We start from the raw sequence: 20,012 nt of genomic DNA on the forward strand, positions 1-20,012 counted from the left end.
TCTTATAGCTGCAGATTGGCTGGATCTTAGGGGTAACATTAAAACAATGACCGAAATTAGATGATGTATAGCTTAGCCGGGTAACGGGTAAGGTAGCAAAAGCATATGCAAAAGATTTACCCCCCAATGCGCCATTACGCATATCCAAAAATTCTGTCGCAATGTCCAAATCAATGCATAACAGATTGAAGCGACTATCAATAATAGCACTGCGGAGATATCTGTTGACCACCCTCCATGTAGAAGCACAAATACCGTAGCTACAACTGGTACGGACAACCAGCGCCAGCGCCCTAGTAGCTCTTCGGTACCCCGCTGTAATATCCACCGGAAGAAGCCCTCCTCAGAAATGCAAACAATTACTAAGTTAATCATTGCTGCAACGGCGATAGTGCCAGTAAATTTTATCGAAGGCGTATACAGGAGTAGACCCAATGCAACGGGGGTAAATATAGCCAATAAAAGATAGGGTAAGTCCGTAACACGGAAGGTCTGCTTCATACGCAACATAAAAGCCAATAAGGCAATAGCAATAACTGCTTTACCGCTGTTTATACTGGCATAGATAAGATTACCACTTGCATCTGTATAGGGTGGCAATACCTGGATATGTTCACTACCGGGAAGCAAATTTAACCCCGATACCAGCATTAAAACTGCTACAGAAAGAAAAGACAGCGCTCTCGGCCAACTGCTAGTAGACTCTATTGCTCGCAGGAAAATCCAGATTAAAGGGGCTATAAGCCCACTCCAGCCAAAAGGAATTATACAAAGTGATAGCAAGATAGGTGCAGCCCAAGGACTAACCATACTAGATGGTGTCTGATCTCCTCTTCTCCTTAAAGCAGCAACTTCATTTTGCATCGATTGGCCCAGAATTAATATCTTATTTGATAACAATGACTCATGCGATTCTTTCACTATCCATTAAAGGTCGCTCGTATTGAACGATAGGTCAACTTCATTTTTGCAGGATCTAAAGGTGCCTTAAAAAAAGCGTGATAATGCCCTCTAGGATTAATTAATACAACTTGAGACCCATGATCGATAGTATAACCGCCCTCAGCAAGAGAAACTTTATTAAAAGGTACATTTAGCTGAGTGGCAAATTTCTTCAGCTTAAAAAAATCACCGGTAATACCACGGAATTCAGAATTAAAATAACGGACATACTGCCCCAACTGCTCCGGCTTGTCCCTGCTTGGGTCAACCGATACGAGTACTACGTCTGTCGATGCTCTGGTACTTTCGTCTAAAGTTTTATAAAAATTATTAAGTGTAGATAGAGTTGTTGGACAGATATCTGGACAGTGGGTAAACCCAAAAAATACCAAAGTCCACTTACCTTGAAAGTCTTTGGTATAGAAATCTCTACTGTCATCAGACAATAATTGTATATCTTCTATGATTCTTGGTCTCTGCAGTTTTACAGTGCCATTAATTCTAAGTTCCTCATCAGTAATAATACGAGGCTGTCCGAGCTTATGTATAAATCCTGCAAGCACAGCAAGAATCAATACTAAAAGAACAATAACCGTAATTCTAATTCCACGTTTCTGTTTATCGATGGCAGAATATTTATTTTCCACTTTTCCCTCACACCTCAATTAAATAATGATCTAATAGCATGATGAAAAATAGTGCCATTAAATAAATTATTGAATATTTGAAAGTCTCCATGCCAGCATTGGGATCTTTTCCAATGAGCATTACAAGGCTCCAATAAACAAAACCAAATCCAAGTACGACAGCTCCCAGCAAATATAACCACCCAAACATCGCGGTGGCAAAGGGCAATAGGCTAACGGCCAATAAAATAAAGGTATACAAAACTATATTTAGGTTTGTATAGGGTATTCCATGTGTAACCGGCAACATAGGAACATCAGCTTTTGCATACTCTTCTTTTCTATGTACGGCAAGGGCCCAAAAGTGTGGAGGAGTCCAAGCAAAAATAATCAATACTAACAACAATGCATGCCCATGCACTTCCCCAGTAACCGCAGTCCATCCCAGTAGGGGCGGAGCGGCTCCTGCAAGCCCGCCAATAACAATGTTTTGTGGTGTGGCGCGTTTCAGGAACATGGTGTAAATCACCGCATATCCGAGAAGAGATATTAAGGTTAGCCAAGCGGTAAGGGCATTTACAAAAACCAACAGGATAAACATTCCTGTCACACCCAAGATAAGAGCAAAAGCAACCGCTTTAACTGGCTCAACCCGTCCTTTCGCAATCGGGCGATTACTGGTACGAGCCATTTTTGTATCAATATGACGATCAACTAAATGATTTACTGCCGCAGCACTACCCGCACAAAATGCAATTCCCAAATTACCAAATACTAAAATATCTAGCGGCACCATTCCTGGAACAGCTAAAAACATTCCAATAACAGAAGTTAACAGCATAAGCATGACTACTCGAGGCTTAGTAAGCTCATAGTAGTCCCGCCATTGAATTTGATGTATTCCCGTGGAGTTTATGGCCATATTCGCACCTATTTTTATATTTATATACGCTTAGTATCTAATTAAGATTGGATACGGTAGTTAAACCTTCTCCCCGCTCTATTACTTCCACATCGACTACCTCTTGTTTATTTATAATGACGGCATTCATTGTGTATATTCGATAACAAAAAGTTAGCAAACTAAGAAGTAGAAGAGCTGCACCAGCATTGTGTGCCACAGCAATCCCTAATGGTAGAGACATAACAACATTTGCTATTCCCAAGCTGACTTGAAGAAGTAGTACCCCAGTAAGCCATAATGACCAACCTCTCAATCCATATCTCCAAGCTAAAACTGAAAGAATCAGTACAATTGCTGTTGTAATCAGTGCTCCAATACGATGGGCAAGATGTATGGCTGTACGTGCATCATTCTCTAATGCACCACCTAAATAATTTGGGCCAATTTGTTGAAAAATATTAAATCCTTCTACAAAGTTTGCCTGTGGCCACCATTGGTTATGACAAGTTGGAAAATCTGGACAGGCTAAAGCTGCGTAATTAGAGCTGGTCCAACCGCCGAGTCCAATCTGTAGAATTACTATTGCAACTGCAGTCAGAGCAAGTAGCCGTAATCGCCTTATTCCCGGTAAATACCTCCCATGTAATTGTCTAGGTTTATCAGCCAACCTTTCACAGAGAATCCACAACATAGATAATGTTGCCATTCCACCTAATAGATGAGCAGTAACTACCTGCGGCCAAAGCTTCAAGGTTACCGTCCACATCCCAAAAGCAGCTTGTAGTATAATAATAATTAAAAGAATATGTGTTTGCTTAAAGGTTGGAGCTTGCCGATCTCTCCAAGCAAGATAAGTGAGTAATACAACGAATAAAAGTAAAGTTCCTGCAAAGTATCGATGAACCATTTCCGGCCAAGTTTTACTAACATCTACCGGAGAGTCCGGAAAAATCATATTGGCCGTTTTAATTTCTTTTATATCGTTCGGCCAGGTGAGATGACCATAACAACCAGGCCAGTCTGGACAGCCCAAACCGGCATCCACCAATCTAGTAAATGCACCTAGAACAACAACTACGACAGCTAGTATACAGGCCGCCCAGGTAATGATATGTCGCCAATTCTTAGGGGTTTCTTGTTTAGACACTACTGAAAATCTCCGAATACTAATCTTATTGCTCGTAGGAGTACTTCAATAATCTTTTTATATCTTTAAGTAATTGGTTTCCGCTATGCTGCCGATCATAGGCCATCATTGCATAACCCTCCTGATCAACCAGCAATGCCTTGGTTGAAGTCACACCGTCATGATCAGTTTTCTGTACCAACTGCTTAAAGTTTTCATCATCCAAATTCACTATTTTTAGTTTCGGATGCTCAGTTTGTATTTGTTCTTGTCGTTTTTCATCCAAACTATCACCAACCACCAGTAGCCTCTCAACCCTATGAGCTTTTTCCCCCAGCCGAATATGAACCTGCCTACTTATATACAAGAGATCTTCACAATCTTTACCACAATCACTGTCACTTAATATTAGATAGCGCCATTTTGATTCTCCCTCTTGTGCCAGGGATTGCTGTTGTCCTTGAAAGGTGATTTTTATTTCAGTGATATCAAATGGGGGCTGCAATAATTCACCTTGATTAATCGTCTCTTTAGGCATGCCTAAGCCCGTATAGTAAACGATATAGGCAGCCGTAATTGGGAGTACGACGGATGCTAGCACTGAGAGTCCTTGAATGAGCTTATTCGCTGGCTTCCTTTTACTCAGATCTCTTTCAGATGAAACTGGCTGACTATTTGATTTCATTTTGAAACTCCTTTTTCAAACTTCTATTCAATCTACGACGTAATCTAAAAACAATATTTGTGGCTGAATAACCCCATAAAAGCCAGACGGCTATTGCCATCGTGAACCACTGGAAAGCATACGCTTGATGTTTTTCTGGGCCACTATTGAAAAAATTCCAATCAGTAATTAAAGCTGCATCTGAATCCGCAAACAAACGGATCGACCATCCATTGTTAACTAATCCTATAGTCTCAATGAAATTTGAATTTATTTGTTGAATTCTATTATTAAAAACCGGGTCTAGACTAACACTCGAGGAGGTTTCAGTATCGATAGGGTATAAGTAGCCCTGAAGTGATTTCACATCAAGTGAAGCTGTTACTTCAGGTAAGCTATCTCGGTCGCCAGTAGAGGGAATCCAACCTCTATTGATAAGCCAATCAGTACTTTCTGTTGAAAATACTTGTAGCACTTCATAGCCAACACGACCGTTTCTTGTTCTGTTATCCAGAAAATATATTTCCTTCTGGAAAACTCCCGCTAAAGTTACAGACGCATACTCTTGATAAGAACTTAGATTTGAGATTTCCTGCGGTTGCAGAGAGAGCCTACTCTCTACCTTTTGTATAAGTTCGACTTTCTGCTTTGCTCTATCAAGCTGCCACAATCCTAAAAAGATAAAAAGGATGAATGCACCCAGAGAAAATATCGTGATGGGCCAATTGCGAATCAGTGGTAAACTGATATCTTTCGCAGAAGCTGATGGAATATCTACTATCATGCGCAACTACATAAGTAATGGAAAATAATAAAATGTGGCTAAAGATTGTTATTGTTGTCCTATTCCTTTCCGTGCTTGCCAGTCTGTCAAGTGCACTTTTTTTTCTACTTAGAGATATGGGAACACCTCAATCCAAGCGCACACTCTACGCATTAGGTATTAGAATACTCCTAGCGTCACTCTTACTTCTTGCCATTTGGTACGGCTTTGAAAGTGGCATTTTGGCAAAAACGGCACCTTGGGCTGATAAATATTAAGAAAACAAAGGCTTTCTATTAATACGATAGAAAGCCTTGCCCACATTAAGCACCTAGAACATATACAAATATAAACAGCCCGACCCAAACTACATCGACAAAATGCCAATACCAACTTGCTGCTTCAAAGCCAAAGTGATCATCAGGTCTAAAATGATTGGCTATCACAGACCTTAACAACATGATCAACAACATAATTGTACCGAGTGTGACATGGGCACCATGAAATCCGGTCAGCATAAAGAATGTTGTACCATAGATTCCTGACTCAAGTGTTAACCCCAAGTGTTGATAGGCTTCGTAGTATTCTTTACCTTGTAGAAAAATAAACGCCCCACCCAATGCCACAGTGATTGCCAGTAATATATTGAAATTTTTTCTTTGATTCTTTTTCAGGAAAACATGTGCGAAGTGTACAGTTACACTGGAGGTGAGAAGTATGATGGTGTTCCATAGTGGCAAGTGCCATGGGTCTATCACATCTTTAGGCCCCATAAATTTTGCCGTTTCTCCGTTTGCTGCGGCGTCAGGAGTCACATATAGGGGCCAGCTACTTTCGAACCCCTCCCAAAGCATATTGGAAATTCCACGATCACCTTCACCACCTAGCCAGGGAACTGTGAAATTGCGTATGTAGTAAAGTGCTCCAAAGAATGCAGCAAAAAACATCACCTCAGAAAATATAAACCAGCCCATCCCCCAAACATATGATCTCTTTAACTGTTCACTGTTGAGCCCTGCCATATTCTCTTTGATTACGGCAGCAAACCAAAACCACAAAACTGCGGCCATCGCTAACGCACCGGTGAAGAAAATATAAGAGCTTCCTCCATTAATCCAATTTGCTGCGCCGAACGCTATTAGGAATAAACCTATCGTCGCAAAAATTGGCAGCCTGGATTGTTCGGGCACGTAATAACTGCTTTCACTAGCCATAATTTTTATCCCTCTCGCTCGGGGTCGATATCATTCTTATCGGTTTTATTGGCAAACCTTTCCGTTACATCAAACAACGTATAGGAAAGCGTTACAGTATTAACACTTGCGGGAAGATCTGGATCCACAATAAAACGTAGTGGTAATTCTGCAGTCTCTCCCGCTTTTAATTCTTGCTGGTTGAAGCAAAAACACTCTGTTTTATGAAAGTACTCAGCAGCTTTGAAAGGAACCATACTGGGAATTGCCTGACCAACCATATCCCTAGATGTCTTATTTTCTGCAATAAAAACAGTATCTTTAATTTCTCCAGGGTGTACTTTCAAAGACATCACACTCGGGCGAAATTCCCATGGCATATTTTCATTATTGTTTGCCACAAATTGCACTGTGACCAGCCTATTTTTATCAACCGCAGCTGGCACAGCTTCATAACGACCACCGGTTTTACCATTGAGTCCTGTGATTTCACAGAAGACATCGTAAATAGGCGGCATAATGAAAATTGCAAATACCAGCATGCTGGTCGCCATGGCCAGCAGCTTGATAGTTACCTTTGCATTTGCTCCAACTTTCATAGGTTAGCGTACAACCGGTGGCGTACTAAACGTGTGATATGGGGCAGGGGAAGCAACCGTCCATTCCAGTCCCTCAGGATCATCCCAAACCTGATCGGATGCTTTTTTCCCGCCCATTACAGTTCGTACCACATTAAACAAAAATACTATTTGTGCAGCGCCAAACAGAAAGGCACCGATACTGGATATTTGATTGAAATCCGCAAATTGCAGTGCGTAATCAGGTATCCGACGTGGCATGCCGGCCAGACCAACAAAGTGCATTGGGAAGAAAGTTACATTGAGACCAATAAATGCCAGCCAGAAATGTACCTTGCCCATGACTTCGCTATACATATGGCCAGTCCATTTGGGCAACCAATAGTAAACACCAGCAGTAATTGAGAAGATTGCACCAGGAACCAGCACATAGTGGAAATGGGCAACCACAAAGTACGTATCGTGATATTGGAAGTCTGCAGGCGCAATCGCTAGCATCAGACCAGAGAATCCACCGATGGCGAAAAGAATGATGAATGCAATTGCAAAAAGCATCGGGGTTTCAAATGTCATGGATCCCCGGAACATGGTGGATACCCAGTTAAAGATCTTCACTCCTGTAGGTACAGCGATCAGCATTGTGGCGTACATAAAGAACAGCTCACCAGCAATCGGCATTCCCACGGTAAACATATGGTGCGCCCATACGATAAAGCTCAGGAATGCAATTGCTGCGGTGGCATATACCATGGAGCTGTATCCAAAAAGAGGCTTACGAGCGAAAGTAGGAATAATCGCAGAGATAATGCCAAAGGCCGGCAAAATCATAATGTAGACTTCCGGGTGTCCAAAGAACCAGAACACATGCTGGAATAAAACCGGATCACCGCCACCGGCCGCACTGAAGAAACTTGTGCCAAAATGAATGTCCATCAACATCATGGTCACTACTCCGGCTAACACTGGCATTACAGCAATCAAAAGGTAAGCAGTGATCAGCCAGGTCCATACAAACAACGGCATTTTCATCAAGGTCATACCAGGAGCACGCATATTCAAAATGGTAGCGATAATGTTGATCGCACCCATGATGGACGAGGCACCCATAATATGAATGGCAAAAATGAAGAAGGTTACGCTGGGTGGCGCATATTCCGTTGAAAGTGGCGCATAAAATGTCCAGCCGAAATTAGGCGCTCCCCCTTCCATAAATAAGGTCGATGCCAACATTGCGAAAGCAAAGGGCAAAATCCAAAAACTCCAGTTATTCATTCTTGGCAGTGCCATATCTGGCGCACCAATCATCATTGGTATCATCCAGTTAGCCAACCCCACAAAAGCCGGCATAACTGCACCAAATACCATGATCAGACCATGCATAGTGGTCATTTGATTGAAAAATTCCGGCTGTACAATTTGCAAACCGGGCTCGAATAATTCAGCGCGTATAACCAATGCCATACATCCGCCGAGCAGGAACATCGCAAAACTAAACCACAAATACATAGAGCCTATATCTTTGTGGTTGGTCGTATAGAGCCAACGCTTTATACCGGGCTGAGGACCATGTGCCATTCTTAAATTCCTCCGGGCGCTTACTGCTTATTCTTAAAGTTGAGGATATCTACGGGTTGGACGGTATCACCCATCTCGTTGCCGAAAGCGTTTCGCTGGTAAGTAATTACCGCAGCCAGATCCACTTCTGATAGCTGCTCACCAAAAGCCTGCATTGCGGGGTTTACCGTAGAACCATCGATAACGATATCTAAGTGGCCATTGAGGGGACCGGTAGCAATTTTTGAGCCAGCAATTGCCGGGAATACTCCGGGTACTCCCTGCCCGTTCGGCTGGTGGCAGGCGGCACATGTGCGTGTATAGACTTTTTCACCCTGAGCAAAAAGCTCTTCGAAGGTAAATGTCTTCGCTGTAAGTTCACGCATTTTTATGGCTTCTGCTGCACGAGAACTCAACCAGGCATCGTATTCAGCCTGTGGTACTGCTTTCACAACAATAGGCATAAATCCATGGTCTTTTCCGCACAATTCAGCACACTGTCCGCGATATATTCCCGGCTCCTCAATACGCGTCCAGGCATCATTGATAAAACCGGGGATAGCATCTTTTTTAACGGCTAGATCTGGGACCCACCACGCATGTATCACATCATTGGCAGTAATCAGGAAGCGGATTTTTTTCTTGATAGGAACAACCAGGGGCTCATCGACTTCTAGGAGGTAGTTAGCACCCTTAGGCTGGAGGTTATCAATTTGAGCTTTGGGAGTGGACAAGCTGGAAAAGAATGAAACATCAGTGCCCCGATATTCATATTTCCACTTCCATTGATAACCGGTGATTACGATATTGAGATCTTCTTCCTCAGTATCGTAAATATCATAGAGCGTTTTGGTGGCCGGAATCGCCATCAGAATCAGGATGACGGTGGGAATAATAGTCCACACCAATTCCACAACCGTGCTCTCATGAAATTGGGCCGCTTGGTATCCCTTACTTTTGCGGTGACGCCACATGCTGTAGAACATGATGCTGAACACCAATGCCCCTATAGCCACACAAATCCAAAAGATCAGCATGTGTAGCTCGTAGGTGGTCTGGGCGACTTCTGTCACCCCCTGGGGCATATTAACCCCCCAGCGCTCAACGTCCTGCTCATTCGCTAACACCGCTTGTGCAGATAGCGAAGTAGCCAGCAAGGCGAACAGCCGATCAAAGCCTTTCAACATCGCCTACAGATCTCCGTGGTTGCGGGTCTCTCAGGGAAACCCGTAATTTTTATTTTGGCCGCTGGCCTTCACGGATAAGCGAATTTTACCTGTATCAACTGCCTAACAGGATTAATTCCACACAAAATTTGTGGACATACTGTAGTAACACAAGACTACATACACTGGGCGAGGAGACCACCTCGCGTTACTGCCGTCAGTGCAACTTGTTATTCTTAGTAAAAGATTTTTTACTCCAGATGTCGTCGTCCGGAAAGGTACAACCAACAACCAGTTTCTTTATTTGTCGCAACTACTGCAGGTACAAAAGGAACACATCGACACGAAAAAGTCAATCGGGATCATTTTTGAATAACGTTGCTGCTTTATGAAAAAATTCGGTGATTAACAAATAAATTTAACCTCTTTGATAGGATACTTTTCCACAAGTAGAAAAAATATCGCTCCAAATAGAGACATGGCAATTTATTTGGTGAAAGATGACAACTAATCAAGCATTAATAATGCTGCCAAGAGAAGTATAAACCCTCTGGTTCAAGTGTCCCTGATTGCTTTTACACAGATTGACAACGATTTTTAATCCCTAATACTAAATTCTGACTGCTTCACACAACCAAGGCAGATTAGTTTCAATAAGCTTGAGGATTATCAGGCAGATCAATACAGAATCCTGTACTATCTACACTCAATCGAAATGATTTTTCCGCCAAATATTTCGTTTCGATTTTGTAAGCGTTACGAAATGAATTGCAAATAGCAGTATTGGGAGTCCGATTTAGGAAAAGGGTCTTATCAGCTCTGTACTGTTACCATTGGTAGAATCCGCCTGCACAGCTTTTCTTTTTCCGATTTCGGCTAGAAGCCAATCTATCCGTTAGTTGTTATGACTTATGCCTTCTTCTACAAAACTTGAATCCCAACCCATGTCTCGCGTCTGGAATCTGGCTTGGCCAATGATACTGAGTAATATTTCAGTGCCCTTACTCGGGATAGTAGATACCGCAATTCTTGGTCACCTCCCATCTGCAGAGTACCTATCCGGTGTAGCTATCGGGGCTAGCGTAATGTCGATGCTTTTATGGGCATTTGGGTTTCTGCGCATGGGTACTACCGGACTGGTGGCTCGGAGTACAGATCTTGGGATTCAATGGTTAGTACGTGCACTAGTATTAGCCATGGGGCTGGGAATCACTCTGTTTATTGTTGCCTCTCCTTTAATCTACTATATCGTTGAGTGGATGAATGCCAGTCAGGAAGCACAACCCCACGCACTGGCCTACCTACAAATACGTCTGTTATCTGCCCCCCTGGCTCTGGCAAACTTTGCCATTCTGGGTTTTTTTATTGGTCGACAAGATAGCCGTGCGCCTCTATATATACTTTTCGCTGCCAATCTTCTGAACATAGCCCTCGATTTCCTATTTATCCTTGGCCTGGGCCTAGGGGCAAAAGGTGCAGCAGCGGCAACGGTACTCGCTGATATTTTTGCATTTCTACTGGGTCTATATCTTCTTTCCAGGGTTCATGTTGATATCTGGTCCTATATACGCAAAGAAATTGGGCAGAAGAAACTTCTCCCCTGGATCGATTCATCCCCGTGGATCAATCTTTTAAAGATAAATACAGACTTATTTATAAGAACCTGTTTGCTCTTGCTAACACTCACTTTTTTTACTGCACAAGGGGCAGCCCAAGGTGATAATGTACTTGCTGCAAATGCTATTCTTATACAGTTATTAATGATGACTTCCTATGCCCTGGATGGTTTTGCTCATGCTACCGAGGCCTTGGTTGGGGAATCTATGGCAAAGAGATCAACGGCTCTATTCAGAAATACCGTTCGCAGTGCAGGTTTGTGGGCCCTGGGAAGCGCTGTCCTGATTACGCTGGTTCTAGTTTCAGGGAAACCCTTCATTCTATCCTTATTTACAGATATCAAACCAGTAATTCTCCAAGCGGAACAGGTATATTGGTGGCTCTGTGCACTACCTTTATTAGCGGTTTGGAGCTATCAGCTAGATGGTGTTTTTATCGGTGCAGGGAAAAGTCGCGATATGCGTAATACTATGTTTATAGCCTCATTACTGGTTTTCTTTCCCGCCTGGTGGTTTACAAGGGATTGGGGGAATACAGGCATATGGTTCAGCTTATTTTTATGGATTGGAGCACGATCTTTAGGGCTCATAGTATATTTTCAATACTACACTGCAACCAACTCCTGGCTACGTAAATTACAGTAAAGCGCAGCAGGGTATTTAGAGTTATTTTTTAATGTAAAAAAATATGACATATTTTGCGATTGGGAAATTAACTATCTAAGTCAAGGTTACTGCCTATAAAAATAGTAAATCTCTTACGATGCTATAAACACATTTAAAAATATAATCTCAGGATGGTAAATACTGAGCGGGCAAAGCAACAAATAATAAAGCCCGCTCATATTTTTAATAGCTTGAAGACTGCACCTGTTTTTGCACTAGAATTTGCTTAAAATTTCCATAAAACGCTCCTTCTCCCTGGATAACAGCATTATATAAGTCTTCAACCTTCTGCTTTAATTCTTGGCTATAAAAATATAGGCTGCCGTTTCGGACACTGTAGGACTTTGGATTCTCGGCCATAGTTCTATAAAAAAGGGACACTCTTTCCAGATAGGTATCTGCCTGCTTTTTGGAAAAGTTACCTTGTTGGTAATTATCTAAAACCTGAGAACTGATTCTTTGAAGAGTTAATTCGCGCTCTTCATCTGAAAAACGAAAGGCATTTAATTGCGTGTTGATATCACGCTTTAGGTCTTTCATATAGCGAGCAGCAGCTTCTGCTGATTCATACAGTGCGTGAATGGTCTTTTCCCGCTTCCGCAGAGCACCGCGATCTTTCAAAGTATATATATTGGAGAGCTCCTTTTCGGAGAAATCGCCCAGAGGGCGAAAAATAGTGACATGTTGCAAATTACTATTCCTTGTGAGCTTGTCACAAATCTTTATTGCATGTCTCCACTTTTCAAAAGACTCCCCTTTAAGGATTTGATCGGGTAGGGCTTTTACCGCAGCTCCCAGTCTATTTTCCTCTTCAATGTAATAATCTGGATGGGTCTTCCAGTCATTAGCTTGTAAACGAAATAACGTAAGTATCCCCTGATTCACACAGCTCGTTAGTAAATAGGCAACTTGCTCTCTCTGCCGTTCTGTGTTTTTTCGATGGCGATCAAGGCCATAGAGACCTATGATCGCAACCGCAATAAAAACCACCAGTATAAAAAATATTTTTTTCACTTTTTACGGCTACTTGTGGGTTGGATAAGTTTCACCGGTTTCTCGTGAATATCTTTCTCTGTATCTTGGGTAACACGAGTAGACAGTTCTGTTGGCGCTGACTGCAATCGAATTTCATCCTTAAACCCACAGGCAACACATTCCCTATAATTTTTTCCATCCTTGTGATAGTTAATAATTTTATCCATTTCGCTACAGCGGGGGCACACAGCCCCTGCAATAAAGCGTTTTTTAACGATCTTACCAGACTCAGCCGAATCTTCTTTCTTCATCATGACTACTACTCAATATTTCATGACTGACTTATCCGTTACACAGGACTGATTTCAGCTCTTGCTGCTCGATACCAGAGTGACGCAATAGGGCATCAATTTGCGGCTCTCGTCCACGGAATTGAACAAACAGCTCCAACGCATCACGGCTACCACCCTGTTCCAAAATACTGTGCAGAAATTTATTTCCCGTCTCTCTATTAAAGATACCATCTTCCTCAAATAGAGAAAAAGCATCTGCCGAAAGCACTTCTGCCCATTTATAGCTGTAATATCCTGCGGCATAACCACCAGCAAAAATATGGCTAAAAGCATTTTGGAAGCGGTTTTCTGCGGCGATAGGCACAACAGCAACCTCTGCTCGTACCTGATCCAGTAAAACCTGAACTTTATCGGCGGTCAATGCCTCTTCGCAGGCATGGAGGCGAAAATCAAAAAGTGCAAACTCCAACTGGCGTACTGTAAACATGGCAGACTGGAAATTTTTCGCTGCCAGCATTTTATTCAGTAAAGCTTCGGGAAGGGCCTCTCCAGTTTCGAAATGTGCAGAAATTATGGAAATAGCCTGGGGTTGCCAACACCAATTTTCCAGAAATTGGCTGGGCATTTCCACCGCATCCCAAGCAACACCATTAATACCAGAAACTGCTGCCACATCAATCTGTGTCAGCATATGGTGGAGGCCATGGCCGAATTCATGGAATAAAGTGGTTACTTCCGTGTGGGTTAAAAGTGAGGGGATATCACCTGCAGCCGGACTGAAATTACATACTAGATAAGCTATAGGCAACTGGAGTCCGTTGAGCGTGTGGCGACGACTACTTACTGTATCCATCCAGGCCCCGCCACGTTTTTTCTCACGCGCGAACGCATCCAAATAGAAACCAGCTATCTTTTCGCCATCTCTCAGCAGCCAAAAGAACTGCACGTCGGCATGCCAAGTAGCAACGCTGGTATCTTCTTCAACTGTGATTCCGAATAGTTTGTCCACCACAGTAAAGAGGCCCTCAACGACTTTGGCGTAAGGGAAATATGGCCTCAATTCCTCTTGGCTGATGGCGTATCGCTTCTGTTTGAGCTTTTCTGCGGCCCAGGCCACATCCCATGGTTGCAACTCTTCAATACTGAGTTGGTCTGCAGCAAACGCTTTCAGCTCAGCCATTTCTCGTTGGGCAGCTGGCCTGGCTCGTTCAGCCAGATCCTGTAGAAATTCCAAAACCCGCTCTGTATTTGGAGCCATTTTGCTGGCCAATGACAGCTCCGCATAGCTGTTCATTCCCAGTAAACTGGCCTGTTCAGCGCGCAATGCGAGAATTGCCTCCATCACTTCGGAGTTATCGTATTCACCTGCCTGGGGACCAACTTCGGATGCTCGACTAACAAAAGCCAAATGGACATCCCGACGCAGAGATCTATTTTCAGCGTGGGTCATAACAGCGAGAAAGCTGGGCCCCTCTAAGGTAATCAACCACCCATCGAGGCCTTTTGCCTCAGCTGCATTCCGTGCAGCGGCAAGAGCAGTTTGAGGAAGCCCCTGAAGCTGAACTTCATCATTCGTATGCCAGGTCCAGGCATTAGTTGCATCGAGGACATTGTTGGCAAATTGGCTGGATAACTCCGCCAAACGCTGACTGTTAGCGGCAAACTTTTCACGGGCCTCTCCTTCAAGGCCTACACCACCAAGTTCAAAGTCTCTGACTCCCAGCTCCAAAGACTTCTTGCGTGCCTGTGGCCAGTTTGCAAATTCGGGCGACTGCATTAATTGGAGGTACAGGTCGTAAAGTTCGCGATTTTGCCCCTGCTTTGTCCAGTAAGCCGTCACTTTGGCTAAAGCGGCCTCATAGGGCGCCCGCCAGGGGCCACTTAGAACGCTATTCAGGTGACTGACTGGGGAGAAGGCTCGATTTAGCTGGTCTTCCGCCTGCTCCAGAGGCACCAGTGTATTATCCCAGCTGGGGGTCTCCAATCCCTGTTGAAGGGTTTGCTCACACGTTTTAATCAGTTCGGCGATGGCGGGTTCCACCTGCTCGGGCTCGAGATTATCAAAAGGCGGCAGCAGCGGGATATTCAACAGTGGATTGGACATATAAGACTCTGTGCTCGAATTAGGATAAAGCTATGATAGAGGATTCATTGTACAGGAGCTTATTTATGTCCCCACTGCGCAGCCACGATGATTCCCAAGGCGAGAAGTTTCCAGAACTTGGCGACAGCGTATATATCGATCCGCAATCCGCAGTCATTGGTGACGTTACCCTGGGGGATGATTGCTCCGTATGGCCCATGGCCGTTGTGCGCGGTGATATGCATAAAATCCGCATCGGCGCGCGAACCAGTGTACAGGATGGGGCTGTTCTCCATATCACCCATGCGGGACCATTCAACGCCGACGGTTGGCCGCTGACCATTGGCGAAGATGTCACTATCGGTCATAAAGCCTGCCTGCACGGTTGTACCATCGGCAACCGGATCTTAATTGGTATCGGATCTATTGTTCTCGACGGAGCCATTATTGAGGACGATGTCGTACTGGCAGCCGGAGCACTGGTTCCGCCCGGTAAAACCCTGGAGAGTGGTTATCTCTACGTAGGCGCCCCCTGCAAAAAGGCGCGCCCCCTGTCTGACAAGGAAAAGGCTTTCTTTAAGTATTCCGCTGAAAACTACGTGAAACTGAAAGATCAGTATCTCCTTAAGCAGCAACCATAGTCACAGCCAGCTCCCCGCTATGCTTAACCTAAATATGGACCAGCTGCATATTTTTGTGCGCTCCTGTGAAGTCGGATCTTTTTCGGCGGTTGCTCGCGAAGTGGGCCGGGCTCAGTCTTCTGTAAGCAGCTTGATTCAAAATCTTGAGCTCGACCTGGGGCTGACTCTATTTAACCGCGAAGGGAAATATCCACAACCCACCGCCGCCGCTTTGGCATTACTGCCATTAGCACGTCAATCGTTGGGGCAGTTGCAGCGCTTCCAACAGGCGGCAAATTCCTTCCAGCGGGGAGAAGAGCCCCAGCTCAATATATTATTTGAAGAGCTGGTAATGCCGGATCGACTCAACGATATGCTGGTAACTTTCAGCGAGCGCTTCCCGCATACTGAGCTTCAGCTCGGCAGTGTTACTGGGGAGGAAGCGGTCCAGCAGGTGACACAGGGTGAAGCCGATTTTGCCTTTGTCACCTCAAGGGATTCCTATCCCAGCTCGCTGGATACCAGTAACCTGGGACAACAGCGGGTACTTAGCCTGGCCTGTCCGGAACATCCCCTGGCCCAGAAAAAACAATCCTCATTGAATGAAGCGGCCCAGCACCGACAGATCACCACAGCACCAGAATCCCAAAGGTACCGTTGGCAGCTCTCTGCACAGACCTGGCGAAGTGATTCTCTGCTACAGGCCCTAGATCTGGCATGTAAGGGGGTTGGGTGGGTCAATGCGCCCTACGAACTGGCCCGCCCCTTTTTAAAAAGCGGCAGGTTGGTTGAGCTCAACTTAACCGGTTCTCTCAATACCTGGAGCCTCGGTGTGGATCTGCTCTGGTCCAAGCAGACGCCACAAGGCTTAGCTGCGCAATGGTTTGCCCGAGAGGCCCGGCGACTCTACGGTAACTTTTACAGCCCACCTATCGAAATATCCGATAGAAACTAATTTTTACCTATCAGGTTTTTACATAAGACTTGGCGTTGTAGGCCGATGGTCTGTGACTCAATCCGACTTGATTAGGAGCCAAACTATGTCCAAACAGCAATATCTCCAGGAAATGGAGGCCTTCTCCCAAAAATACCGCTATGACATGGACTACTTGCGCGAGTTTCTTCAGGGCTCTCCTGAAGGCTTTGAAAAATTTAGAAATTTTCAGCCCCTATCCATGCACAGGGAGTTTTTACCTATTGATGTTTTTTGGGTGAGTAAGATAGCGGCAATGCAAGTAGCTGATTGCGGCATGTGCCTGCAACTGAATGTGCGTATGGCCTTAGAGGCTGGTGTTGAACCCCACTTGGTGAAAGCTTGTATCCAAGGCGGCAGCGGCCTGCCTGAGAACTTGCAGGACATTTTTGATTTTGCAACAGCCGTGGCCAGCTACAAAACGATCGATCCTGTTCTCAATGAACGGATAGGTGCACAACTGGATAACCGACAGAGAATCGAGCTGGGGGTCAGCGTCGCTACCGCGTCAGTCTTCCCCACAATCAAGCGGGCTATGGGATATACCCAAAGCTGCAGCCTGGTTGAGATCGAATTTAAACAGTGATGTGGTAGGCCTTGGCAACCAAGGCCTCCTCACTATTTACCCTGTAGCCGCAGCAGTGCCGATGCACCTATGCCGCCAATGGCACAAGCTAGAACTATAACCAGGGGCGTCATTTGTCCCAGTACCAGAGCACCGTAGTCATAACCTCTCTGCGGCAGAAGATACAACAGCATCAACCCTGCCGGCACCAGGGATAAGAGGAAGCCCCGTATTAACCAAGCGTTGCGCAAAGGCAACAAAAACAGCAACCCGAAAACTCCACCCCAAACTACGCGCTGGTACAGGTAGGCATTGCTCAGGGATGGCGCCAAATCTACCCCTAGAAACTGGGTGAAACCATACCGCCCCATCGCCCATAGCCCCACGGCATAGCAAAGCCCACCGAAACACCCCACAGCAAAACAAATCGACAGGTTTCGCACAATATCACGCACAACGCTTTCTCTCTTTTAATTATCGGTTGTCTGGTTGAGGTCCCGGCGCAGCTTAGCCATGACTGGCGCTGTTTCTGGACGAATATTCCGCCACAGCAAAAATGATTCAGCGGCCTGCTCTACCAACATGCCTAGACCGTCAGCAGTCTCTGCCCCCTGCCCACGGGCCCATTGTGTAAAAGGCGTTGGCTTAGCTCCATACATCATGTCGTATGCTTTGCCATGACTCGCAACGCAACCTTCAGGCAATGGAGGTAGCACACCGCCTAGGCTTGCAGAACTCGCATTGATAATCAGGTCGTAGCAGCCTCTCAACTCCTCCAGGCCACCACCGCTCAACTCTCCCAACTGGGAAAATTCTGCCGCAAGCTGCACCGCCTTTTCTGCGGTGCGGTTGGCAATATGCAAATGCGCGGGTTGCTTTGCCAGAATTGGAAGCAGTGCTCCCCGAGCAGCACCACCGGCACCAAGCAAGAGAACTTTTCTATCCCTGATTTCCCAACCCAAGTTGCTGTTAATATCAAATACCAAGCCAGCCCCGTCGGTGTTATCGCCGAGAATCTTCCCGTTTTTCGCTAGAGCCAGAGTGTTAACTGCGCCAGCGGAAGCTCCCCGTTCAGTCAGAGTATCTGCCAGTTCGAAGGCCTGTAGTTTAAAGGGCACCGTCACATTGAGGCCACAACCACCCCCAGCAAAGAAAGCCCGTACGAAGCCGCTAAAGCCATCCAGGGGAGCAAGCTGCTTACTGTACTCAACACCCTCTCCCGTTTGTGCCGCAAAAGCGCTGTGTATCTCCGGTGAGAGAGAGTGTTTTATGGGATTGCCCACTACTGCGTAGCGGTCACTCATGACCCCGCCCTCTTACGCGCTCTGACCGCCTCTCGAATTTTGGCACTTTCATCGACAATTATCAGGCCATCTATTTTGAGGCCGTCGGCAGCTTCAGTAACCAAATAGCGGGTGTGGGAACTATACAGCTCTACCGCCTTTTCCTCCCCCAGTGAATGAAGCAGGGTCCAACGCAAGCTCGCAAGGGTGCTGTATTCGTTTAACTCTATCACCTCGGTGACAGTGCCAAGAATCTGACAGACTCCCAGTCGGCGGTAAGCGTTGAGCAATTTAACCACTTGCTGGATAAACTCATCCCTCGCCACAGCGAGCTTTACGCCATCCTCTCGATAGTAATGCAGAGGGAAGCGATAAAAATCAGCTATCTGTTCCACATCTCCCGTTTCAAAATGCCGTCTGTAATCGAGAAACAGGGAATTAATGCCTTCCAATCGCGATGGGTGCACAGCAAATCTCCATTGTGACAAATTGGCTGCCTATACCCAGTCCCTGTGCGGCAGAAAATCGGTGTAGAGTTTTTCTTCCTCAGAGCCCGGCTCCGGTTGCCAGTCGTATTTCCAGCTCACCAACGAAGGCAGGGACATCAGTATGGACTCAGTTCGCCCGCCACTTTGCAAGCCAAACAGGGTGCCACGGTCAAATACCAAATTGAATTCTACGTAGCGCCCGCGACGATAGAGCTGAAATTCACGCTCGCGCTCACCGTAAGGAGTCTCTTTGCGCTTCTGCACGATTGGCAAATAGGCCTCCAGATAACTATCGCCAACTGCGCGCATAAGCGCAAAAGCGTTGTCGTAGCCGCCTTCATTAAAATCATCAAAAAAGAGCCCGCCAACTCCCCGTGCTTCATCCCGATGCTTCAGGTAAAAGTATTTATCACACCACTGCTTAAAGCGGGGATAGATCTCACTGCCAAAAGGCTCACAGGCCTGCTTGGCTGTTTGGTGCCAATGTACGACATCCTCGTGATAGCCGTAATACGGGGTAAGGTCATAGCCACCACCAAACCACCAGATGGGCTCAGCTCCAGGCTTTTTAGCCACAAATAGACGCACGTTTGCATGGCTAGTGGGCACGTAGGGGTTGCGCGGGTGAATTACGAGAGAGACGCCCATCGCCTCAAAAGAGCAACCGGCCAGTTCGGGGCGATTAGCTGTGGCTGACGGAGGAAGTCCATCCCCATAGACATGGGAAAAGTTCACGCCCCCCTTTTCAATCAGGTTGCCCTCTTCCAGTACCCGGGTTCGACCACCACCGCCACCGGGCCTTTCCCAATTATCTTCGCGAAATGGTTGGCCGTCTTCTTCACTCAGGGCATTACAAATGCGGTCTTGTAGGCCGAGGAGATAGGCCTTTACTTCCTTGGTATCGATATCACTCATAGGCGAAAACTACGTCACT

At 45.5% G+C, this 20,012-nt stretch carries 22 protein-coding genes; 5 read left to right on the forward strand and 17 right to left on the reverse strand.

The genetic code is table 11. From position 1 onward, the window contains the following. Window positions 1–72: 72 nt before the first annotated feature. The 6 genes from ACJJI6_RS16440 to ACJJI6_RS16465 form a co-directional block, all read right to left on the reverse strand. Window positions 73–651, reverse strand: a complete 579-nt coding sequence (locus tag ACJJI6_RS16440) for a CPBP family intramembrane glutamic endopeptidase (protein ID WP_475711275.1) — start codon at window positions 649–651, stop codon at window positions 73–75. Between the two features lie 269 nt (window positions 652–920). Then, window positions 921–1,589 (reverse strand): SCO family protein, encoded by a 669-nt coding sequence (locus ACJJI6_RS16445; protein ID WP_444895566.1) that lies wholly within the window; start codon window positions 1,587–1,589, stop codon window positions 921–923. A gap of 7 nt (window positions 1,590–1,596) precedes the next feature. Beyond that, a complete protein-coding gene (gene cyoE, locus ACJJI6_RS16450) occupies window positions 1,597–2,490 on the reverse strand; it encodes a heme o synthase (protein ID WP_444911858.1) in 894 nt (297 codons plus the stop codon). Window positions 2,491–2,527: 37 nt separating this feature from the next. Continuing rightward, on the reverse strand, window positions 2,528–3,619 hold the full coding sequence (locus ACJJI6_RS16455) for a COX15/CtaA family protein (protein ID WP_444936911.1): 1,092 nt from the start codon (window positions 3,617–3,619) through the stop codon (window positions 2,528–2,530). A gap of 25 nt (window positions 3,620–3,644) precedes the next feature. After that, window positions 3,645–4,283 carry a redox-active disulfide-containing membrane protein gene (locus tag ACJJI6_RS16460; RefSeq protein ID WP_475711278.1) on the reverse strand — a complete coding sequence of 213 codons (639 nt, stop codon included), beginning with the start codon at window positions 4,281–4,283 and terminating at the stop codon, window positions 3,645–3,647. Further along, window positions 4,270–5,046: an SURF1 family protein gene (locus ACJJI6_RS16465; RefSeq protein WP_475711280.1), complete on the reverse strand. Its 777-nt coding sequence runs from the start codon at window positions 5,044–5,046 to the stop codon at window positions 4,270–4,272. The genes ACJJI6_RS16460 and ACJJI6_RS16465 overlap by 14 nt, the downstream gene beginning before the upstream one ends. 32 nt (window positions 5,047–5,078) lie before the next feature. Between ACJJI6_RS16465 and ACJJI6_RS16470 the strand changes: the two genes are divergently transcribed. Continuing rightward, on the forward strand, window positions 5,079–5,303 hold the full coding sequence (locus tag ACJJI6_RS16470) for a DUF2909 domain-containing protein (RefSeq protein WP_413663912.1): 225 nt from the start codon (window positions 5,079–5,081) through the stop codon (window positions 5,301–5,303). A gap of 45 nt (window positions 5,304–5,348) precedes the next feature. Here ACJJI6_RS16470 and ACJJI6_RS16475 read toward each other — a convergent pair whose 3' ends face one another. Genes ACJJI6_RS16475 through coxB form a run of 4 tightly spaced genes read right to left on the reverse strand, consistent with a single transcriptional unit; the run spans window position 5,349 to window position 9,537 of the window. Beyond that, complete coding sequence (locus ACJJI6_RS16475) at window positions 5,349–6,239, reverse strand: cytochrome c oxidase subunit 3 (protein WP_282930522.1); 891 nt, start codon at window positions 6,237–6,239, stop codon at window positions 5,349–5,351. Window positions 6,240–6,244: 5 nt separating this feature from the next. After that, window positions 6,245–6,817, reverse strand: a complete 573-nt coding sequence (locus ACJJI6_RS16480; protein ID WP_475711282.1) for a cytochrome c oxidase assembly protein — start codon at window positions 6,815–6,817, stop codon at window positions 6,245–6,247. A 3-nt stretch (window positions 6,818–6,820) separates the two neighbouring features. Continuing rightward, window positions 6,821–8,371: a cytochrome c oxidase subunit I gene (gene ctaD, locus ACJJI6_RS16485; RefSeq protein ID WP_282930524.1), complete on the reverse strand. Its 1,551-nt coding sequence runs from the start codon at window positions 8,369–8,371 to the stop codon at window positions 6,821–6,823. Between the two features lie 20 nt (window positions 8,372–8,391). Next, window positions 8,392–9,537, reverse strand: a complete 1,146-nt coding sequence (coxB, locus tag ACJJI6_RS16490; RefSeq protein ID WP_413663910.1) for a cytochrome c oxidase subunit II — start codon at window positions 9,535–9,537, stop codon at window positions 8,392–8,394. A gap of 953 nt (window positions 9,538–10,490) precedes the next feature. On the opposite strand from coxB, the gene ACJJI6_RS16495 reads away from it, so the two are divergent. Then, a complete protein-coding gene (locus ACJJI6_RS16495) occupies window positions 10,491–11,777 on the forward strand; it encodes an MATE family efflux transporter (RefSeq protein ID WP_444895572.1) in 1,287 nt (428 codons plus the stop codon). 204 nt (window positions 11,778–11,981) lie between these two features. On the opposite strand, the gene ACJJI6_RS16500 is transcribed toward ACJJI6_RS16495, so the two are convergent. The 3 genes from ACJJI6_RS16500 to ACJJI6_RS16510 are packed head-to-tail and all read right to left on the reverse strand — an operon-like array spanning window position 11,982 to window position 15,170. Further along, window positions 11,982–12,812 carry a hypothetical protein gene (locus tag ACJJI6_RS16500; RefSeq protein ID WP_444895573.1) on the reverse strand — a complete coding sequence of 277 codons (831 nt, stop codon included), beginning with the start codon at window positions 12,810–12,812 and terminating at the stop codon, window positions 11,982–11,984. Next, window positions 12,809–13,084 (reverse strand): YheV family putative zinc ribbon protein, encoded by a 276-nt coding sequence (locus ACJJI6_RS16505; RefSeq protein ID WP_475711285.1) that lies wholly within the window; start codon window positions 13,082–13,084, stop codon window positions 12,809–12,811. Before ACJJI6_RS16505 ends, ACJJI6_RS16500 begins: the two co-directional genes overlap by 4 nt. A 31-nt stretch (window positions 13,085–13,115) precedes the next feature. Continuing rightward, window positions 13,116–15,170: a M3 family metallopeptidase gene (locus ACJJI6_RS16510; RefSeq protein ID WP_475711286.1), complete on the reverse strand. Its 2,055-nt coding sequence runs from the start codon at window positions 15,168–15,170 to the stop codon at window positions 13,116–13,118. 65 nt (window positions 15,171–15,235) lie between these two features. Between ACJJI6_RS16510 and ACJJI6_RS16515 the strand changes: the two genes are divergently transcribed. The 3 genes from ACJJI6_RS16515 to ACJJI6_RS16525 all read left to right on the forward strand — a co-directional run bounded on the left by ACJJI6_RS16515 (window position 15,236) and on the right by ACJJI6_RS16525 (window position 17,328). Beyond that, the gene (locus tag ACJJI6_RS16515) at window positions 15,236–15,790 is read left to right on the forward strand and encodes a gamma carbonic anhydrase family protein (RefSeq protein WP_475711288.1); all 555 of its coding nucleotides are present in this window, start codon (window positions 15,236–15,238) and stop codon (window positions 15,788–15,790) included. A 19-nt stretch (window positions 15,791–15,809) separates the two neighbouring features. Beyond that, window positions 15,810–16,724 (forward strand): LysR family transcriptional regulator, encoded by a 915-nt coding sequence (locus ACJJI6_RS16520; protein ID WP_475711290.1) that lies wholly within the window; start codon window positions 15,810–15,812, stop codon window positions 16,722–16,724. Window positions 16,725–16,809: 85 nt separating this feature from the next. Beyond that, window positions 16,810–17,328, forward strand: a complete 519-nt coding sequence (locus ACJJI6_RS16525; RefSeq protein ID WP_413663903.1) for a carboxymuconolactone decarboxylase family protein — start codon at window positions 16,810–16,812, stop codon at window positions 17,326–17,328. A gap of 32 nt (window positions 17,329–17,360) precedes the next feature. On the opposite strand, the gene ACJJI6_RS16530 is transcribed toward ACJJI6_RS16525, so the two are convergent. From ACJJI6_RS16530 to hemF, 4 genes are read right to left on the reverse strand one after another with little or no spacing between them, the layout of a single operon-like run. Beyond that, window positions 17,361–17,762: a hypothetical protein gene (locus tag ACJJI6_RS16530; protein WP_282930533.1), complete on the reverse strand. Its 402-nt coding sequence runs from the start codon at window positions 17,760–17,762 to the stop codon at window positions 17,361–17,363. Between the two features lie 15 nt (window positions 17,763–17,777). Continuing rightward, on the reverse strand, window positions 17,778–18,611 hold the full coding sequence (gene aroE, locus ACJJI6_RS16535) for a shikimate dehydrogenase (RefSeq protein ID WP_444892453.1): 834 nt from the start codon (window positions 18,609–18,611) through the stop codon (window positions 17,778–17,780). Further along, the gene (locus tag ACJJI6_RS16540) at window positions 18,608–19,057 is read right to left on the reverse strand and encodes a DUF6841 family protein (RefSeq protein WP_475711292.1); all 450 of its coding nucleotides are present in this window, start codon (window positions 19,055–19,057) and stop codon (window positions 18,608–18,610) included. Before ACJJI6_RS16540 ends, aroE begins: the two co-directional genes overlap by 4 nt. A 30-nt stretch (window positions 19,058–19,087) precedes the next feature. Beyond that, window positions 19,088–19,993, reverse strand: coding sequence for an oxygen-dependent coproporphyrinogen oxidase (gene hemF / locus ACJJI6_RS16545; protein WP_475711294.1), 906 nt, complete (start codon window positions 19,991–19,993; stop codon window positions 19,088–19,090). Window positions 19,994–20,012: the final 19 nt, after the last annotated feature.

This window comes from Microbulbifer maximicatervae (SeqCode), from assembly GCF_056232625.1.

What these genes read in the sequence shown, in the direction of transcription:
- ACJJI6_RS16460 (WP_475711278.1), bottom strand. Translation starts at nt 4,283, where the DNA reads ATGAAATCAAATAGTCAGCCAGTTTCATCTGAAAGAGATCTGAGTAAA.
- ctaD (WP_282930524.1), bottom strand. Translation starts at nt 8,371, where the DNA reads ATGGCACATGGTCCTCAGCCCGGTATAAAGCGTTGGCTCTATACGACC.
- ACJJI6_RS16515 (WP_475711288.1), top strand. Translation starts at nt 15,236, where the DNA reads ATGTCCCCACTGCGCAGCCACGATGATTCCCAAGGCGAGAAGTTTCCA.
- hemF (WP_475711294.1), bottom strand. Translation starts at nt 19,993, where the DNA reads ATGAGTGATATCGATACCAAGGAAGTAAAGGCCTATCTCCTCGGCCTA.
- ACJJI6_RS16465 (WP_475711280.1), bottom strand. Translation starts at nt 5,046, where the DNA reads ATGATAGTAGATATTCCATCAGCTTCTGCGAAAGATATCAGTTTACCA.
- aroE (WP_444892453.1), bottom strand. Translation starts at nt 18,611, where the DNA reads ATGAGTGACCGCTACGCAGTAGTGGGCAATCCCATAAAACACTCTCTC.
- ACJJI6_RS16475 (WP_282930522.1), bottom strand. Translation starts at nt 6,239, where the DNA reads ATGGCTAGTGAAAGCAGTTATTACGTGCCCGAACAATCCAGGCTGCCA.
- ACJJI6_RS16510 (WP_475711286.1), bottom strand. Translation starts at nt 15,170, where the DNA reads ATGTCCAATCCACTGTTGAATATCCCGCTGCTGCCGCCTTTTGATAAT.
- ACJJI6_RS16525 (WP_413663903.1), top strand. Translation starts at nt 16,810, where the DNA reads ATGTCCAAACAGCAATATCTCCAGGAAATGGAGGCCTTCTCCCAAAAA.
- ACJJI6_RS16520 (WP_475711290.1), top strand. Translation starts at nt 15,810, where the DNA reads ATGCTTAACCTAAATATGGACCAGCTGCATATTTTTGTGCGCTCCTGT.
- ACJJI6_RS16440 (WP_475711275.1), bottom strand. Translation starts at nt 651, where the DNA reads ATGCTGGTATCGGGGTTAAATTTGCTTCCCGGTAGTGAACATATCCAG.
- ACJJI6_RS16480 (WP_475711282.1), bottom strand. Translation starts at nt 6,817, where the DNA reads ATGAAAGTTGGAGCAAATGCAAAGGTAACTATCAAGCTGCTGGCCATG.
- ACJJI6_RS16495 (WP_444895572.1), top strand. Translation starts at nt 10,491, where the DNA reads ATGATACTGAGTAATATTTCAGTGCCCTTACTCGGGATAGTAGATACC.
- cyoE (WP_444911858.1), bottom strand. Translation starts at nt 2,490, where the DNA reads ATGGCCATAAACTCCACGGGAATACATCAAATTCAATGGCGGGACTAC.
- coxB (WP_413663910.1), bottom strand. Translation starts at nt 9,537, where the DNA reads ATGTTGAAAGGCTTTGATCGGCTGTTCGCCTTGCTGGCTACTTCGCTA.
- ACJJI6_RS16505 (WP_475711285.1), bottom strand. Translation starts at nt 13,084, where the DNA reads ATGAAGAAAGAAGATTCGGCTGAGTCTGGTAAGATCGTTAAAAAACGC.
- ACJJI6_RS16470 (WP_413663912.1), top strand. Translation starts at nt 5,079, where the DNA reads ATGTGGCTAAAGATTGTTATTGTTGTCCTATTCCTTTCCGTGCTTGCC.